This window comes from Brevundimonas sp. FV1ye28 (genome assembly GCF_058681135.1).
On the sequence record NZ_CM178731.1, the window covers coordinates 2,345,892 to 2,362,822 of the forward strand.

The 16,931-nt window shown below is 68.2% G+C and carries 14 protein-coding genes; 6 read left to right on the plus strand and 8 right to left on the minus strand.

From position 1 onward, the window contains the following. Nucleotides 1-17: 17 nt before the first annotated feature. Nucleotides 18-572 carry a D-glycero-alpha-D-manno-heptose-1,7-bisphosphate 7-phosphatase gene (locus tag ACW171_RS11445; protein ID WP_492093381.1) on the minus strand — a complete coding sequence of 185 codons (555 nt, stop codon included), beginning with the start codon at nt 570-572 and terminating at the stop codon, nt 18-20. Nucleotides 573-703: 131 nt separating this feature from the next. Between ACW171_RS11445 and ACW171_RS11450 the strand changes: the two genes are divergently transcribed. The 4 genes from ACW171_RS11450 to ACW171_RS11465 all read left to right on the plus strand — a co-directional run bounded on the left by ACW171_RS11450 (nt 704) and on the right by ACW171_RS11465 (nt 4,882). Then, a complete protein-coding gene (locus ACW171_RS11450; RefSeq protein ID WP_492093383.1) occupies nt 704-1,864 on the plus strand; it encodes a DegT/DnrJ/EryC1/StrS family aminotransferase in 1,161 nt (386 codons plus the stop codon). Nucleotides 1,865-1,868: 4 nt separating this feature from the next. Next, nucleotides 1,869-2,807 (plus strand): Gfo/Idh/MocA family protein, encoded by a 939-nt coding sequence (locus ACW171_RS11455; RefSeq protein WP_492093385.1) that lies wholly within the window; start codon nt 1,869-1,871, stop codon nt 2,805-2,807. Continuing rightward, nucleotides 2,804-3,388, plus strand: coding sequence for a GNAT family N-acetyltransferase (locus tag ACW171_RS11460; RefSeq protein ID WP_492093387.1), 585 nt, complete (start codon nt 2,804-2,806; stop codon nt 3,386-3,388). The genes ACW171_RS11455 and ACW171_RS11460 overlap by 4 nt, the downstream gene beginning before the upstream one ends. A 99-nt stretch (nt 3,389-3,487) precedes the next feature. Then, the gene (locus tag ACW171_RS11465) at nt 3,488-4,882 is read left to right on the plus strand and encodes an NAD-dependent succinate-semialdehyde dehydrogenase (RefSeq protein ID WP_492093389.1); all 1,395 of its coding nucleotides are present in this window, start codon (nt 3,488-3,490) and stop codon (nt 4,880-4,882) included. On the opposite strand, the gene ACW171_RS11470 is transcribed toward ACW171_RS11465, so the two are convergent. Genes ACW171_RS11470 through ACW171_RS11480 form a run of 3 tightly spaced genes read right to left on the minus strand, consistent with a single transcriptional unit; the run spans nt 4,879 to nt 8,010 of the window. Further along, entirely contained in the window at nt 4,879-6,534 is a 1,656-nt protein-coding gene (locus ACW171_RS11470) for an MHYT domain-containing protein (RefSeq protein ID WP_492093391.1), read from the minus strand. The genes ACW171_RS11465 and ACW171_RS11470 overlap by 4 nt on opposite strands. Nucleotides 6,535-6,550: 16 nt before the next feature. Continuing rightward, nucleotides 6,551-7,006, minus strand: a complete 456-nt coding sequence (locus ACW171_RS11475) for a MaoC family dehydratase (protein WP_492093393.1) — start codon at nt 7,004-7,006, stop codon at nt 6,551-6,553. Further along, complete coding sequence (locus ACW171_RS11480) at nt 7,003-8,010, minus strand: threonine ammonia-lyase (RefSeq protein WP_492093395.1); 1,008 nt, start codon at nt 8,008-8,010, stop codon at nt 7,003-7,005. The genes ACW171_RS11475 and ACW171_RS11480 overlap by 4 nt, the downstream gene beginning before the upstream one ends. Before the next feature lie 49 nt (nt 8,011-8,059). Between ACW171_RS11480 and glpK the strand changes: the two genes are divergently transcribed. Continuing rightward, on the plus strand, nt 8,060-9,574 hold the full coding sequence (gene glpK, locus ACW171_RS11485; protein WP_492093397.1) for a glycerol kinase GlpK: 1,515 nt from the start codon (nt 8,060-8,062) through the stop codon (nt 9,572-9,574). Further along, nucleotides 9,571-10,647, plus strand: a complete 1,077-nt coding sequence (locus ACW171_RS11490) for a phosphotransferase family protein (RefSeq protein ID WP_492093398.1) — start codon at nt 9,571-9,573, stop codon at nt 10,645-10,647. The genes glpK and ACW171_RS11490 overlap by 4 nt, the downstream gene beginning before the upstream one ends. Before the next feature lie 59 nt (nt 10,648-10,706). On the opposite strand, the gene ACW171_RS11495 is transcribed toward ACW171_RS11490, so the two are convergent. The 4 genes from ACW171_RS11495 to ACW171_RS11510 all read right to left on the minus strand — a co-directional run bounded on the left by ACW171_RS11495 (nt 10,707) and on the right by ACW171_RS11510 (nt 16,862). Further along, entirely contained in the window at nt 10,707-11,399 is a 693-nt protein-coding gene (locus ACW171_RS11495; RefSeq protein ID WP_492093400.1) for a hypothetical protein, read from the minus strand. A gap of 126 nt (nt 11,400-11,525) precedes the next feature. Continuing rightward, nucleotides 11,526-12,272, minus strand: coding sequence for a DUF1223 domain-containing protein (locus tag ACW171_RS11500; RefSeq protein ID WP_492093401.1), 747 nt, complete (start codon nt 12,270-12,272; stop codon nt 11,526-11,528). Nucleotides 12,273-12,331: 59 nt separating this feature from the next. Beyond that, a complete protein-coding gene (locus ACW171_RS11505; protein WP_492093403.1) occupies nt 12,332-14,530 on the minus strand; it encodes a prolyl oligopeptidase family serine peptidase in 2,199 nt (732 codons plus the stop codon). Between the two features lie 151 nt (nt 14,531-14,681). Next, nucleotides 14,682-16,862 (minus strand): prolyl oligopeptidase family serine peptidase, encoded by a 2,181-nt coding sequence (locus tag ACW171_RS11510; RefSeq protein ID WP_492093405.1) that lies wholly within the window; start codon nt 16,860-16,862, stop codon nt 14,682-14,684. Between the last annotated feature and the right edge of the window lie 69 nt (nt 16,863-16,931).

Below are 16,931 nucleotides of genomic sequence, written 5' to 3' on the forward strand. Positions count from 1 at the left end.
CGCCGACGGAATTGCGATCAGCCGCCCAGCAGATCGCGGACGAAGTGATCCAGGTCGCCGCCCTCGAACAGGAAGCCCGGCATTCCGGCGCGGCGCGCGGCCTCCAGGTCCGAGGGGCGGTCGCCGATCAGGAAGGAGCGGGCCGGATCGATGTCGTGATCGGCGATGGCGCGCAGGATCATGCCCGGGTTGGGCTTTCGGTCCGGATGGTCAGGGTGGAAATAGGCCGGATCCTCGGCGTCCTTGTGGAAGGGGCAGGCGTAGACGGCGCCGATGCGCGCGCCCTTGGCGGCGATCTTGCGGACCAGCGAATCGTTGAAGGCGTTCATCTGGCTTTCGGTGAAATAGCCCCGAGCCACGCCCGACTGATTGGTGACGATGACCACCAGATAGCCGAGCATGTTCAGGCGGCGCACGGCCTCGGCGGCGCCGGGCATCAGGACCAGATGCTCCTCCAGGTGAGGATAGCCGCTGTCGGGGATCAGAACGCCGTCGCGGTCGAGGAAGACGGCGGGATGGGTCGTCGGTGCGGTGTTCAAGGCGTCTGGCTCCGTGCGGACGGCGTCTGGCATAGGCAGGACCGTTGCAAGGCGCAACGCGAAGTGACCCCCTTGTGTTTGGCGTTGCAGCGATGGGCGGGCTAGACCGCCCCCACCTTACGAAGGCGGCTGTCGGTCGCCGAGTCCTTGAGAGGTCCCCCGACATGAGCATCGCCTTCATCGACCTTCAGGCCCAGCGCCGCCGTCTGGGCGGCAAGATTGAGGCCGCCATGATGGCCGCCGTCGAGAGCGGCGCCTATGTCATGGGCCCGCCGGTGCGCGAGTTCGAGACGGCGCTCGCCGCATTCGGCGGGGCCAAACATGCCTTGGGCTGCGCCAACGGCACCGAGGCCCTGGCCCTGCCGCTGATGGCCTGGGGCCTGCGGCCGGGGGACGCGGTCTTCGTTCCCAGCTTCACCTTCTGCGCCACCGCAGAGGTCGTGCCATGGCTGGGCGCGACGCCGGTCTTCATCGACATCGACCCGCGCACCTACAACATCGATCCGGCCCACCTCGAGGCGGCCATTGAGGCGACGATCGCCGAGGGTCGACTGCGGCCCCGTGTGGTCATCGCCGTCGACCTGTTCGGCCAGCCCGCCGACTATCCGGCCATCAAGGCCATCTGCGACAGGCACGGGCTGAAGCTGATCGCGGATTCGGCGCAAGGGTTCGGGTGCACCATCGACGGCGAGCATCCGCTGAAATGGGCCGATGTGACGACCACCAGCTTCTTCCCGGCCAAGCCGCTGGGCTGCTACGGCGACGGCGGCGCGGTGCTGACCGACGACGACGACCTGGCTCAGGAGATCGACAGCTATCGGGTGCACGGCAAGGCGGTGGCCAAGGATCTGGTCGGTCGAACCTTCGAGCACGACACCAAATATCTGAACATGCGGGTCGGGATGAACTCGCGTCTGGACACGGTGCAGGCCGCCGTCCTGATCGAGAAGCTGAAGGTCTTCCCGCAGGAAATCGAATGGCGGATGCGGATCGCCGCCCGTTACAATGAGCTTCTGGCGCCGCACGTCGCGGCCGTACCGCATCTGCCCGCCGGCAATGTCTCGAACTGGGCCCAGTATACGATCGAGCATCCGGACCGGGATGGTCTGGCGGTTCACCTGCGCGAACAGGGCGTGCCGTCGGCGGTCTATTATCCGATCCCGCTGCACCTTCAGCCGGCCTATGACATGCACCCGCGCGGTCCGCAGGGTCTGCCGGTGACCGAGGCCAAGATGAAGACGGTCATCAGCCTGCCGATGCACTCCGATCTGGACGAGGCGACCCAGGACCGGATCGTCGCCGCCGTCGCGTCTTACAAGGGCTGATCCGATGAACCCGACCCACCTGCACGACCCGATCCGCACCGGCGTCGCCGGCGCCGGCGTCATGGGACGCAACCACGCCCGCGTCCTGTCCGAGATGCGCGAGATCGACCTGGCCCTGGTGTTCGACCCGGACGCCGTTGTGGCCGAAGGTGTCGCCGCCGCTTACGGAGCGCAGGCCGTGACGACCGCCGCCGACTTCGTCGCGGGCGGGCTGGAAGCCGCCGTCATCGCCACCCCGAACCGCCACCACGCCGACCTGGGCGTCGCCCTGCTGGAAGCGGGGGTCCATGTGCTGGTCGAGAAGCCGATCGCCGCGACCGTGGCCGACGCCCAGCGGATGATCGACGCCGCCAAGGCCAACGACCGTGTGCTGATGGTCGGTCAGGTCGAGCGGTTCAACCCGGCGGTGGAGGCAGTCAAGCGCGCCATCGAGGGCGAGGACGTCATCTCCATCCAGATCACCCGCGTTGGTCCCTTCCCGCCGCGCATGGGCGAGGTCGGGGTGGTCATCGACTTGGCGGTGCACGACATCGACATCATCCGTCACCTGACGGGTTCTGAAATCGCCGAGGTCCAGCCGCAGCTCGCCCGCACTCGCGCCGACCGCGAGGACACCGCCCTGCTTCAGTTCCGGCTGGAGAACGGGGTGATCGCCCACATCACCACCAACTGGGTCACGCCCTACAAGACCCGCACCCTGCAGGTGGCGACGGGATCCAAGTTCGTCGTCGCCGACCTGATGACGCGCCAGGTCACCGAATATTTCGGCCAGCAGCCGGACGGCTCCTACTCCACGCGCGGCGTGATGAGCTGGCCGAACGAGCCGCTGAAGAAGGAGCTGGAGGCCTTCGCCCACGCGATCCGCACGGGCGAGACGCCCGCGGTGACGGGCGAGGACGGACTGCGCAACCTCGAGGTCGCCCTGAGGTGTCTCGGCGAATGAATCTGACGGCGGCGGTTCTGGAGAACGACTTCGTCCGGCTGGAGCCATTCGAGGAGCGTCACAAGGAGCCGCTGAGGCTGGCCTGCGACGCCGATCCGGCGCTGTGGCCGGCCTTCTACTACATGTCGCTGGGCGGGGCCGAGTTCGACGCGGGCTGGGCCAGCTTGCGAGCACAGCAGGCGGCCGGGACGCGGATTCCGTTCGCGGTGATCCATGATGGCGATGTCGTCGGCTGCTCCACCTATATCGGCAGCCAGCCGGAGAACCGGTCGCTGGAGATCGGCACCACCTACTATCGCCCGTCGTCGCGCGGCGGGGCGGTGAATCCGGCGGCCAAGCGGCTGCTGCTCGACCACGCCTTCGCCTGCGGAGCCGTGCGGGTGGTGTTCCAGGTCGACGCCATCAACGCGCGCAGCCGGGCCGCCATGACCAAGCTGGGCGCGGTCGAGGAAGGCCTGATGCGTGACGACAAGATCACCTGGACCGGGCGGGTGCGAAGCTCGGTGATCTTCTCCATCCTGGCCGCAGAATGGCCGGTGGTGCGGGCGAGGCTGGACGCGCGGTTGGCGACGTTTCGCTGAGGGCCTTGCCGGTTTCGTGATCGACGCTGTTGCGGATGACGTGAACCCTGCAGGCTGGGCGACGTTGGGCTATCTCCGCGACACAGAAAGCCCCTCCCCATGGCCTACAGAACCCTGAACCCCTTCACCGAAGAGCGGATCAAGGACTATCCCGAGCACACCGATGTGCAGGTCGAGAGGGCCCTGGCCACGGCCGACGCCCTGTTCCGGTCCGACTGGTCGCGCGGCGATATCGCGCCTCGGCTGAAGGTGCTGTCGCGGATGTCGGAACTGCTGACCGAACGGTCCGACGTTCTGGCTGAGGCGATGGCGACCGAGATGGGCAAGCTGGTCGAACAGGGCGCCGGCGAGATCGAACTGTGCGCCGGGATCGCGGCCTATTATGCCGCCAACGCCGAGGAATTCCTCAAGCCCGAACAGGTCGACAGCGACCTGGGCGAGGCCTGGGTCCAGCATCAGCCGATCGGGGTGCTGCTGGCCGTCGAGCCTTGGAACTTCCCGATCTACCAGCTGATCCGCGTCATCGCCCCGGCCATCGCGGTCGGCAATCCGGTGATGTTCAAACACGCCGGCATCGTACCCCACTGTGCCGAGTTGTTCGCCCAGCTGGTCCGCGACGCGGGCGCGCCGGAGGGGGCGGTGACCAATCTCTATATCTCGTCCGACAAGGTGGCTGAACTGATCGGCGACGACCGGATCCAGGGCGTGGCCCTGACCGGCTCCGAGGACGCCGGCAGCAAGGTGGCGTCGCGGGCGTCCGAGAAGCTGAAGAAATCCACGCTGGAACTGGGCGGGGCGGATGTCTTCGTCGTGCTAGACAACGCCGACATCAAGGCGGCGGCGGAGGTCGGGACGCAGGCGCGGTTGGCCAACGCCGGACAGGTATGCACCGCCGCCAAGCGGTTCATCCTGCATGAGGCGATCGCCGACGAATTCCTGGCGGCATTCCAGGCCAACATGACGGCGGCCGTGTTGGGCGATCCGCTGGACGCGAAGACGACGTTGGGTCCGCTGTCGTCCGAGGACGCGCTCAAGGGGTTGACGAAACAGGTGGACGAAGCCGTCGCGGCGGGGGCCACGATCGTCGTCGGCGGCAAGCGGCCGGAGCGGACCGGTTTCTTCTTCGAACCGACCATCCTGACCGACATCGCCCGCGACAACCCGGCCTATTTCCAGGAATTCTTCGGCCCCGTCGCCATGGTCCATGTGGCTGAGGACGACGACGACATCGTCCGCCTGGCCAACGATTCCCACTATGGCCTGGGCGGTTCGATCTTCGCGGGCGACATCGACCGGGCGCGGACGCTGGCGACCCGGATCGAGACCGGGATGGTGTTCATCAACACCGCCACGACCAGTATGCCCGAACTGCCCTTCGGCGGGGTCAAACGCTCTGGCTACGGCCGCGAGCTCGGCGATGTCGGCATCAAGGAGTTCGTGAACCGCAAGCTGGTCGTCGTCTCGTCCGGCGGGGCGTCGCAGACGGTGGGCTAGGACCGCGCTTGAGGCCGGAACACGAGGTTGGCCCTCAGGCCGTCGGGGGCATAGTCGAGCTCGCCCGAGCCGCTGAGATCGCCCTTGAGACTGGTGGCGATCAGACGCGAACCGAAGCCGGTGCGGGTGGGCTTCGCGACCGGCGGACCGCCGGTTTCCACCCAATCCAGCAGGGTGCGGCCGTCCGCGTCGGGCGCCGACCACGACACCGAGACGCATCCTTCAGGGGTGCTGAGGGCGCCGTGCTTGGCCGCGTTGGTGGCCAGTTCATGGACGATCATCCCCATGGCCAGGGCCTGAGGCGCGTCGAACAGGACGTCGGGGCCCTCCAGACGGAACTGTTCCGGCGAATAAGGCTGCATCTCCTTGGTCAGCAGGTCGGTGAGCGTCGCCTGCTCCCAGCCCGAGGCGGTCAGCAGGTTGTGGGTGGCGGACAGGGCCATCAATCGGGCTTCGAACAGGGTCGAGAACTCCTCAACCGAGCCGGCGCGGCGCGCGGTCAGGGTCGCGATCGACTGCAGGGTGGCGAGGGTGTTCTTCACCCGGTGATTGAGCTCGTTGATGAGCAGTTTCTGGCGCCGCTCGCTGGTCTCCAGGGCCTCGAAGGCGCGGCGTCGATCCGTGATGTCGGAGACCACCCCGGCCAGTTTCAGGGGGCGGCCGGAGCGAGACCGGATCAGACTGCCACGAGACTGGACCCACCGGTCGGTACCGGCGATCGGATATTCGACGTCGTACTCGGCTTCACCGGCAATGGCGGCGTCGAGCGCAGCCTTTCGTCTGGCAAGGTGCTCGTCGTCCTCCACCCAGGCCGGATTCATCACGTCGCCGTCCGGTCGATCCCTGGGCAGGGCGATCAGTTCGCGAGCACGGGGCGACAGGGTGAAGCTGCGGTCTTTCAGATTGACTTCCCAATAGCCCACGCCGGCGGCGGCAAGGGTCGAAACCAATCGCGATCGCTCATCGGCCATGGAGGCGGCCAGGGCCATGAACAGGATGACGGCGGTGACGGCGGCGATGCTGACGGCGATGGCCAGCGGCGGGGCCCCGCTGTCATGCGCCACACCGTGCACGGACTGGAGATCGAGCGCGGCCATGCCGGTGTAGTGCATGCCGACCACGGCGAGGCCCAGAATGGCCGCCGCCGTCGCGCGCCAGCCGAGCGAGCTCTCGCGACGGGACGCCCAGAGCGCGGCGATCGAGGCGGCGATGGCGATCCCAACCGAGACGGCGACCATGTCCCAGCGCCACCCGACGGCGGCGGCGGTGTGCATCGCCGCCATGCCGACGTAGTGCATGGCGGCGATGGCCAGTCCCATGGCGACGCCGGCGACCGGGATTCGGCCCCTGCCGAGCTGTTCCCGGGCGGCGGCGAAGAAGGCGCCTGCCGTTCCCGCCACCGCCAGCAGGAAGGACAAAAGCGTCAGCCCGGGGTCGTAGCTGACCGGCGCGCCCGGATCGAAGCCGAGCATGGCGATGAAATGCATCGCCCAGACGCCCCCGCCCATGGAGAGCGCGGCCGCCGCCAGCCAGGGCGCACGGTCCCGCCCCTCGCGTCCTTTCAGACGCTGGAACAGGTCGAGCGCGGTCCAGGCCGCCAGGACCGCGACCGTATAGGCCAGAACGATGAAGGTCGCGCCGTGATGGTGCAAGACGGTCTCCGTACCGTCAGCCGCCGACCATCTGCATGCCCAGCCATTCGGCGATCAGGGCGGGCTTGTCGGCGGCTTCGATCTCGACGGTCAGTTCGTGCTTGAGCAGCCAGCGGCCGCCACCCTTGTCCTCGGCCGAGAGCAGCTTGAACCGCCCGCGGATGTTCGACCCGGCGGGGACGGGGGCCAGGAAGCGAACCTTGTCGAACCCGTAGTTCACGCCCATCACCACCCCGTCCAGCGGGGCCACGGCGTCATAGGACATGGCCGAGGCGAGGCTGAGGGTCAGGAAGCCGTGCGCGATCGTGCCGCCGAACGGGGTCTGTTTGGCCGCGACCGGATCGATGTGGATGAACTGACGGTCCTCGGTGATCTCGGCGAAGGCGTCGATGCGGGCCTGATCGACCAGGATCCATTTCGAGACGCCGATTTCGGTTCCGATCAGGGACTGGAGGTCTGCGGGTTTGGTCATGCGGCGGCTCCTTCTTGGGTCGCCGGGACGAACCGGCCTTCGATGATGTCGGCGAACAGGCCGGGGTCGATATTGCCCCCGGACAGGATGACGGCGGTGGTCCGGCCCCGGGTCTCGATCTTGCCGGCGAGGACGGCGGCCAGGGCCGCGGCCCCGCCCGGCTCGACGACCAGCTTCAGGGTGCGGAAGGCGTAGGCCACCGCCTCGGCCGCCTCCATGTCCGAGATCGACAGGGCGCCGGAAAGGACACGCTGGTTGATGGGAAAGGTCAGGACGCCGGGAATGGGCGTCTGGAGCGCGTCGCAGATCGAGGGCGGGCCGGACGGGTGGCCCGTCCGTTCGCCAGCGGCCAGAGAGCGGGCGGTGTCGTCATAGGCCTCGGGCTCCACGGCCCAGGTTTTCGTCGTCGGACTGCGGGCCTCCATGACCAGATTGATGCCGGCCATCAGCCCGCCGCCGGAACAGCAGCAGATCAACTGATCGATCGGCCCGTCCGCCTGATCCAGCAGTTCCAACGCCGTGGTGCCCTGCCCCTCGATGACATAGGGATCGTCGAACGGGGGGACGAGGACGGAGCCGCGATCCCTGGCGACCTGGGCGCCGATCTCCTCGCGGCTCTCGGTCCAGCGATCGTAGAGGCGGACCTCGCCGCCGAAGGCCTTCACGCCCGCGATCTTGATGGCCGGACTGTCGGCCGGCATGACGATGGTCGCATGGGCGCCCATCAGCCTCGCCGCCGCCGCCACGCCCTGGGCATGGTTGCCGGACGAGAAGGCGACGACGCCCGACGCCAGTTCGGCCGTGCTCAGGCGGCTGATCCGGTTGTAGGCGCCCCGGAACTTGAAGGCGCCGGCGACCTGCATCGTCTCGGCCTTAAGCAGGACCCGGCCACCCATGCGTTCGTTGAGCGCCGGGCTCTCGATCAGGGGGGTGCGGACCGCCGCCGGGGCGATCTGGCGGGCGGCGTCGAGGACGCCTTCATACGATGCGGTGCGGTCGGACATGAGAGGCACTTAACCCGATCCCGTTCGTCCGCGTAAGGTGGCGAAAACGATGGAAACGCCCGGAGACGCCATGACGACCTGCATCCTCGCCATCGACCAGGGCACGACCTCGACCCGCGCCATCGCCTTCGAACTGCGCGAGGACCAGGGGCTGCATCCCGTGGCGGTCAGCCAGATCGAGCTTGAACAGCACTTCCCTCGCTCGGGCTGGGTTGAGCATGACGCCGCCGAGATCTGGGCCGCGACGCTGCAGACCTGTCGCGAGGTGATCAAGAAGGCCGGCGGCGTCGGGCGGTTCGCCGCCATCGGCATCACCAATCAGAGGGAAACCTCGGTGCTCTGGGACACCGAGACCGGCGAGCCGCTGCATCACGCCATCGTCTGGCAGGACCGGCGCACCGCCGATGTCTCGGCGCGGATGGCGACGGAGGGTCATGAGGCCATGGTTCAGGCGGCGACCGGCCTCATCCTCGATCCCTATTTCTCGGCGACCAAGTTCGCCTGGCTGCTGGACCAGGTTCCGGGTGCACGCGAGCGGGCGGCGAAGGGCGAGGTGAAGCTCGGGACCATCGACAGCTGGCTGGTGTGGAAGCTGACGAACGGGGCCAGCCACGTCACCGATGCGACCAATGCCAGCCGCACCTCGTTGATGGAGCTGAAGACACGGGCGTGGCGCGACGACCTGTGCGACCTGTTCAAGGTTCCCAAGGCTGCCCTGCCCCGGATCGTCGGCTGCGCCGAAATCATGGGCGAAAGCGAGCCGGTCCTGTTCGGACGCGCCCTGCCGATCGCGGGATCGGCGGGGGACCAGCAGGCCGCCCTGGTCGGACACGGCGCGCTGAAGCCCGGCGACGCCAAGATCACCTACGGCACCGGCGCCTTCCTCGTCGCCAATGTCGGGGCCGAGCCGGTGGCTTCATCGAGCCGGTTGCTGGGTACGCTCGGCTATCAGGTCGGTGAGACGGCCGCCTATGCGCTGGAAGGGTCGATCTTCTCGGCGGGGTCGGCGATCCAGTGGCTGAGGGACGGGGTCGGGATGATCTCCGACAGCCGCCAGTCCGAGGCGGTGGCGCAGGGGCTGAAGGACAATGGCGGCGTCTATCTGGTTCCCGGATTCACGGGTCTGGGCGCGCCGTGGTGGGAGCCGGATGCGCGGGGCGCGGTCATCGGGCTGACGCGGGATACCAAGCCTGCGCATTTCGTCCGGGCGGCGCTGGAGGCCCTGGCCTTTCAGACGCGCGACCTGCTGGATGCCCTGGCCAAGGACGGGGCGCCGAAGTTCAGCGTGCTGAAGGTCGACGGCGGCGTGACCGCCAACGCCTTCGCCATGCAGTTCGTCGCCGACATTTGCGAGGTCACGGTCGAGCGGCCGGCCTTCCAGGAGATGACGGCCCTGGGGGCGGCCCGGCTGGCGGCGCTGGGGGTCGGCCTGATCGACGATCTGGAGCCTCGCAACGAGGAGGCGCCGGCGGTGTGGAAACCCCGGATGTCAGCGGATCAGCGCGAAGCTCTGCTGGGGGGCTGGCATCGCGCGATCAAGGCCGCCATTGTCGCCGCACGATGACCGACAGCTCGAACGATCCGCAGGCCGCCTTTTCCGGAACCCGGGAGGTCGATCCCCGATACCGGCTCGACGAAGCCGCACTGGACGCCTGGATGGCGGCGAACGTCGAGGGCTATGCCGGCCCGCTGACGATCCGCCAGTTCAAGGGCGGCCAGTCGAACCCGACCTATGAGCTGACGACGCCCGGCAAAGCCTATGTGCTGCGTCGCAAGCCGCCGGGGGTGTTGTTGCCATCGGCCCACGCGGTGGACCGCGAGTTCACCGTGATCTCGGCCCTGTCGAAACAGGGATATCCGGTCGCCAGGCCTCATGCTCTGTGTACGGACGATACCGTCATCGGTTCGATGTTCTACGTCATGGACAAGGTCGAGGGCCGCGTTCTCTGGGACCTGAAACTGCCCGCGATGGAGCCGGCCGAGCGCCGCGCCATCTTCGAGGCCCAGACCGACGCCCTGGCCGATCTGCACCGGTTCGATCCATCGGCGATCGGTCTCGGCGACTACGGCAAGCCGGGCAACTACTTCGCGCGTCAGGTCGGGCGCTGGACCAAACAGTACAAGGCGTCCGAAATCGATCCGATCCCGGAGATGGATCGGCTGATCGCCTTCCTGCCGCAGAGCCTGCCGGCCGAGGGGCCGGTCAGCATCGTCCACGGCGACTTCCGGCTCGACAACCTGATGATGGCGCCGGACGCCCCCGAGGTCCGGGCGGTGCTGGACTGGGAGCTGTCGACGCTGGGCGATCCGATGGCGGACTTTTCCTATCTGCTGATCGGCTGGGTCCTGCCGCCGACGGTGCGGAACGGTCTGGCGGGACTGGACCTGCCCGCGCTCGGCATTCCGACGATCGAGGAGACGGTCGAACGGTATGAGGCGCGCACGGGTCGCAAGGGGCCGGAGAACCTCGACTGGCTGATGGCCTACAACCTGTTCCGGCTGGCCGCGATCTGCCAGGGCATCGCCGGCCGCGTCCGCGACGGCACGGCGGCCTCGGCCCATGCGGTCGAGACGGCGAAACAGGTCGTGCCGCTGGCGAAGGCGGCGATGATGTTCGGGATGAAGGCGGGCGCCTGACCGGCTCGCACCCACCCGCGCTCAAGCAGCGAGCGACCGCGTCGCGAGTGTTAGCGCCCCTAGTTCGTCAAAATCTGCACCCGCGACCAGACCTCGCCGCGGTTGACGATCTCGATGCGGATCGGGCCGACCTGTGGTCGCGAAACGGTGCAGACCGGATAGTGGTCCCGCGAGCTGTCGGCGCAGATGACGGCGCCGCTCTGATCCTTCAGGGCCAGGTCGATATTGGTGTCGCCATCGCCGATGGCGGCTACGCGCAGCACCTCGTTGCGACGCGCCTCGATGGTGAAGGCATAGGTCTCGCGCGCGCGCAGGCGTCGCACCACGACGATGGGTCCCGCGCCGAAGGGCGAGGCCCGGACGCCCTTGTTCGGGGACCGCTCGCGTGAAATCTCGTCGAGCAGGTCGCGGTCGCCGGCGGCGAAGCTCTCGGCCTCGTCCAGCAGGCTCCTCTGGGTCAGGAAGGGTTCGTCGCCGTTTTCGCGCCGGGTGCGGATGTCGCCCAGCATACGGGCGGCGACGATCATGGCGCGGGCGTCGCGGCGGGCGCGGGCCCAGTCCGCAACCTCGGCGGCGGTGACCATCTGGGTGATGGCGCGCGCCTCGGCATCGGGGTCGGGCGAAGGCGCCGGCCGGATTTGCGACCCGGCCGGCGCCGCCGTCAGGCCCAGGGCCAGAACGACGGTAGCGATGACGAGCGTGGTGGCGATAGGGGTCTGTCCCCCGACGACCCGAACCCCGCGCTCAACCATCTTCGCTCCCCCGCGAGCCGCCTCAGGAGGGCGGCGGATCGTCTTTAACGACGATTGTTTCGCGGCGGACAGTGACCGAAACTGACATGCACAACAAGGGTTTGCCACATGCCTCGAACAGAGGCGTCAGCGCGTGGCGGCGCTCAGGATACGGCGATCGCCGCGCGACTGGACCATCACGACCACCTTGTCCTGGGGATCGGCGGCCTCGGGCAGGTCGAGCAGGATCGGACGGCCGGTCCATTGCCCCAGACGGGTCAGGCTCTGGACCACATTGACGTGGCGCACGGCGCGACCACGATTGTCGCCTCCGGCCACGGCGACGGTCTGGAGACCCGGACGATAGGTGACGGCCCAGACGTCGGCGCCGGACGAGGGCGCACGACCCGAGCCCACGCCGACGGCGTCGCCGCTTTCGCGGAACTGGACCTGGGGCGGGAAGACGCGGCGGGCGGCCTCTTCGTCGACGGCGGTCTGCACGGCCTCGCCTTCGGCACCCGAGACCTGACGGCGGCCGTCGATCACGACCTGCGGCGTATAGACATTCCTGAGGCGCATGGCGGCCTGATAGGCGCGCTGGCGCTGGGCGAACTCGGGCTTGGCGAAGGTGTCGGGCCAACCGAGGTAATCCCAGTAGTCGACGGCGTAGGTCAGGGCGATGACGCCCGGCTCCTCGGCCAGGCCCTCGACCACCTGGTTGGCGGCCGGACAGCCGGAACAGCCCTGGGCGGTGAACAGCTCGACCACCACCGGCTCGGTCGTCGTCACGGACAGGCGGACGGGTCGCACGCCTGCGGACTGGGCGGTCGAACCGACCGCGCCCAGCAGGCCGAGCGCCGCGACGCCCGCGATGATGAAGCCCCTCGCGTTCATGAGCTAGACTCCTAGCCGGGCCGCCGGTCGCGCGCGCCTCATTTTCGCGTGAAGGGGGATCAGTCCATGAGCTGCTGGGAAAGATAGACGTAGTGCCGGGCCCAGCGCCGCGCATTGGCGACCGGATCGGCGTCGTTTGAGTGACCGCCCGAGGTCTCCTCGTAATAGAGATGATCGTAGCCGAGATCGCCCAGGCGGGCGGCGAACTTGCGGGCATGGCCCGGATGGACGCGGTCGTCGCGGGTGTTGGTGGTGATGTAGAGGCGCGGATACTCCGCATCCGGACGCAGGCGCTGGTAGGCCGAATACTGGCTGATGAAGGCGGCGTCGCCGGGGATGCGCGGGTCGCCGTATTCGCCGATCCACGACGCGCCGGCCGGCAGGTCCTGATAGCGGAGCATGTCGATCAGGGGGCTCTCGATCACGGCGGCGTTGTACAGCTCAGGATGCTGGGTGATCGAGACCGAGGTCAGGACCCCGCCGTTGGAGCGGCCATAGATGCCGAGGCGGCGCGCCGAGGTCACGCCGCGCTGTTCCAGATCGCGGGCCACCGAGGCGAAGTCGTCGAAGGCGCGCTGGCGGTTCTCGCGCAGGGCCGCCTGGTGCCAGGCCGGGCCGAACTCGCCGCCGCCCCGGATATTGGCCACGACATAGGCCCCGCCGTTCTCGAGCCACAGCTTGCCCAGTTCGGGCTTGTAGGCGGGCGGGAAGGAGACCTGGAAGCCGCCGTAGCCGAACATGATGGTCGGGGTGGAGCCGTCCATCGGGGCGTTCGCGGGGCGGACGAGGAAATAGGGAACCTTGGTTCCGTCCGTGGACGTCGCCTCGAACTGTTCGACGACGTGAGTGGAGGCATCGAACATGGCCGGGGCCTGTTTGATCGTCTCACCCGCGATGCTCGGCTCCGGCGCGGGAGTCGGGGACGGCAGACCGGGCGCGATCTGACCGGGCTCCGCAAGCAGCAGGGTCGCAGGCGTAAGGAAGCCTTGATAGCTGTAGAACATGCGACCGCTACCCCGGCTGGCGTCGCCGATATTCACGGCGACGTTTTCCGGCGTCTCGATGGTTCCTCGCGGCCAACCCCATTCGCCGCGGTCCGTGAAGACGATGACCCGGCCGCGCACGTTATCGAGCACCGAGGCGACGACCTGCCTATCGAAGACCACGACGTCCTGCACCGATTGGCGATCGGTCGGCGCAAAGATGATCGTCGCACCATGGGAAGGGGCTGGATCCGGCGATCCAAGCTGGCCCAGATGCAGCGCCGCCAGCGAGCCAGCTGGAATTTCACTGCCCAGCCAGGACCATTTTTCTTCGGCCGTGAAGACCAGCCGACCCTGGATCACGCCGTGCACCGAAACCCGCTCCGGCAGGTTCAGCTTGACCACCGTGCCGCCGTTCAGCCGCCAGGTCTCGGAACGGAAGGTGTCGAGCGGGCGGTTGACGATGACGGCCTGGACCGCGCCCGCACCGTCGCGGAACACCGTCGGGCTGACGCCGTAGCCGCCGTCGGAGATGTCGCCGCGATAGAGCTCGGTCGCATCGGCCAGGGTCTGGCCCCGCTTCAGACGTTTGACGATGAAGGGATAGCCGCTCTCGGTCAGGGTGCCGGGGCCGAAGTCGGTGGCGAGCAGGAGGGTGTCGACGTCGAACCACTCCAGCCGGTGCTTGCCCTCGGGCAGGACGAAGCCGTCGGCGACGAACTGTTTGGTCGTGGTGTCGAACTCGCGCACGACCACGGCGTCCTTGCCGCCTTCGGACAGGGAGATCAGGCAGCGGGTCTCGTCGGGAGCCAGGCAACGCGCCCCCTTCCACACCCAGTCCTTGCCTTCCGCGCGCGACAGGGCGTCGAGGTCGATCAGGGTCTCCCAGTCCGGCGTGTCGGTGCGGTAGCTGTCCAGCGAGGTCCGCCGCCAGACACCCTTCGGATTGGTCGCGTCCTGCCAAAAATTGCCGATGCCGGAGCCGAGGAAGCTCGGTCCCGGAATGCGGGCGGTCGAGGACAGGATGTCGAAGGCCTGGGATCGGAAGGTCTCGTAGCGACGGTCGCCGGTCAGGGCAGCCAGCGACGCCGCGTTGGAGGCGCGCACGAAGGCCATGGCCTCGGTCCCTTCGACCTCCTCCAGCGCCAGATGATCGTCGGCGGCGCGGACGCCGGCCGGGGTCAGGTCCGCGGGCAGGTGCGGCAGGGTCTGGGCCCAGGCGGGAGCCGCGAAGGCCATCAGGGCCGTGGCGGCCATCAAGGTTTGGAGACGCATCGACACTCTCTGCTCATCCCCGCGAAGGCGGGACCCAGTCCTGTGGGCGATCGGCGCCGCCCAAGGGGAGAAGAAGCTCGATCCCAGCCGCCGATGCTTCACGAAAGCACTGGGTCCCCGCTTTCGCGGGGATGAGCGGTCTTGTTACGACCTATTCCTGCGCCGGCACGTCCATCAGGCGGCGGGTCAGATAGGTGTATTCCAGTGCGATGCGGCGGGCCGTTTCACGCAGGTTGGCGCCGGCCGCGTGGCCGCCGTCGGTGTTCTCGTAGAACAGGACCGGATAGCCAAGTTCCTCCAGACGCGCCGCCGCCTTCCGGGCATGGCCCGGATGGACGCGGTCGTCCTTGGTCGAGGTGTGGATGAAGACCTCGGGGTAGGGCTGGCCGGCGCGCAGATTCTGGTAGGGCGAATATTCGGCGATCCAGGCGCGCTGTTCCGGGATGTCCGGGTCACCGTATTCCGCCCGCCACGAGGCGCCGGCGAGCAGGCGGTGGAAGCGGAACATGTCGAACAGGGGCACCTGGATGACCGCCGCATTGATCAGGTCCGGACGCTGGGTCAGCATCGCCCCCATGAACAGGCCACCCTGCGATCCGCCCATGACGCCGAGGTGCGGCTGGGACGTGATGTTGCGGGCGATCAGGTCCGAGGCCACGGCCTGGAAGTCCTCGTGGGCGCGCTGGCGGTTCTGCTGGCGGGCGGCCTCGTGCCAGTTGGGGCCGAACTCGCCGCCGCCGCGCACATTGGCGACGACATAGACGCCGCCGCGTTCCAGCCACAGCTTGCCGACCGTCGGCGAATAGCCGGGCAGTTGCGACACCTGGAAGCCGCCGTAGCCGTACAGGAGGGTGGCGTTGGAGCCGTCCAGCGGCATGTCATCCTTATGCACCACGAAATAGGGGATCATGGTGCCGTCGGCCGAGCGGGCCTCATGCTGTTCGACCGTCATGCCCGTGGCGTCGAACTTGGCCGGGATCGACTTGACCTCGGCCATCTGGCCCGTCGCCGCATCGACCAGCGACAGGGTCGAGGGCGACAGGTAGCCGGCGACGCTGACGAAGATCCGGTCGTCCTGCTCCGAGGCCGAACCCAGACCCACGGTCGAGTTGGCGGGCAGCTCAAGCCGCGTCCGGGCCCATTCGCCCGACGGGTTCGGCGTATAGACATAGGCCGCGCCGCGCACGTTTTCGTACAGGGCCACGACCAGCTTGTTGCGGGTGGCGTTGATGCTCTCGACCGACTCGCGAGCGCCCGGACGGATGATCATTTGGGCCGGCGTGGCGGGATCGGCCAGCCAGGCGTCGAGGTTCCAGGCGAAGACGTCGCCGGTCTTGAATTCCTGTCCCGACGGCGCGGTCCAGTCCTGGTTGGTGGTCACGACCAGCTGGCCCTGGACCAGGGCGTTGATGTCCGACTTGGCCGGCAGTTGCAGCTGGGTCGTCGTCCCGTCCGCGTTCAGGACGTGGGTCTCGCCTTCGTAGAAGTTGACGCCGCGATTGATCAGGATCGCCTTGATGACCCCGTCGGCGTCACGGAGCGCACCGCCGCCGACCGAGACGTCCGAGGGCTGGCCGGTGAAGATCGTCTCGGCCTGGTCGATCGACTGGCCGCGCTTCAGGCGTTTGACGATCATCGGATAGCCCGAGGAGGTCAGGGTGCCCGGGCCGAAGTCGCGTGAGATCAGCAGGGTGTCGGCATCGACCCAGGATGCGCCGCCCTTGGACTCGGGCAGTTCGAACCCGCCCTCTACGAAGGTGCGCGACACGCTGTCGAACTCGCGCACGACCACGGCGTCCTTGCCGCCGTCGGACAGGGAGATCAGGCACAGGCGTTCTTCAGGCGGCAGGCAGGACGAGCCCTTGTAGACCCAGTTCTTGCCCTCGGCCGTCGACAGGGCGTCGATGTCGAGGATGGTCTCCCAGTTCGGCGTGTCGGTGCGGTAGCTGTCGATCGTCGTCCGCCGCCAGATGCCGCGCACATGGGTCGCGTCCTGCCAGAAATTGTCGATGTGGCCGTCGTGGGTGAAGCCGGGCGCCGGGATGCGGTCGCGGGCCTGGACCAGGGCCAGAGCCTGTTCGTGCAGGCCTTCGTAGCGCGGGTCGCCCTGAAGCACGCCCAGGGAGCGGGTGTTGTGCTCGTTGACCCAGGCCATGGCGCGCTCGCCCTCGACCTCTTCCAGCCAGATATAGGGGTCGGTCGCGTCGGAGGTGGCGAAGCCGCCCTCGACCAGGGGCGGGTTGGGCGGGGTGCGGGCGGTCTGGGCCAGGGCGGGGGCTCCGATGATCGTGGAGGCGAGAAGGGCGGCCGTGAGGCTCAGCGAACGACGCATGCGGGGGCGCTCCGAAATAAGGACGGGGCACCTTAGTCGCGAAGGGCGGGTCGGCAAGACGGCGAACCT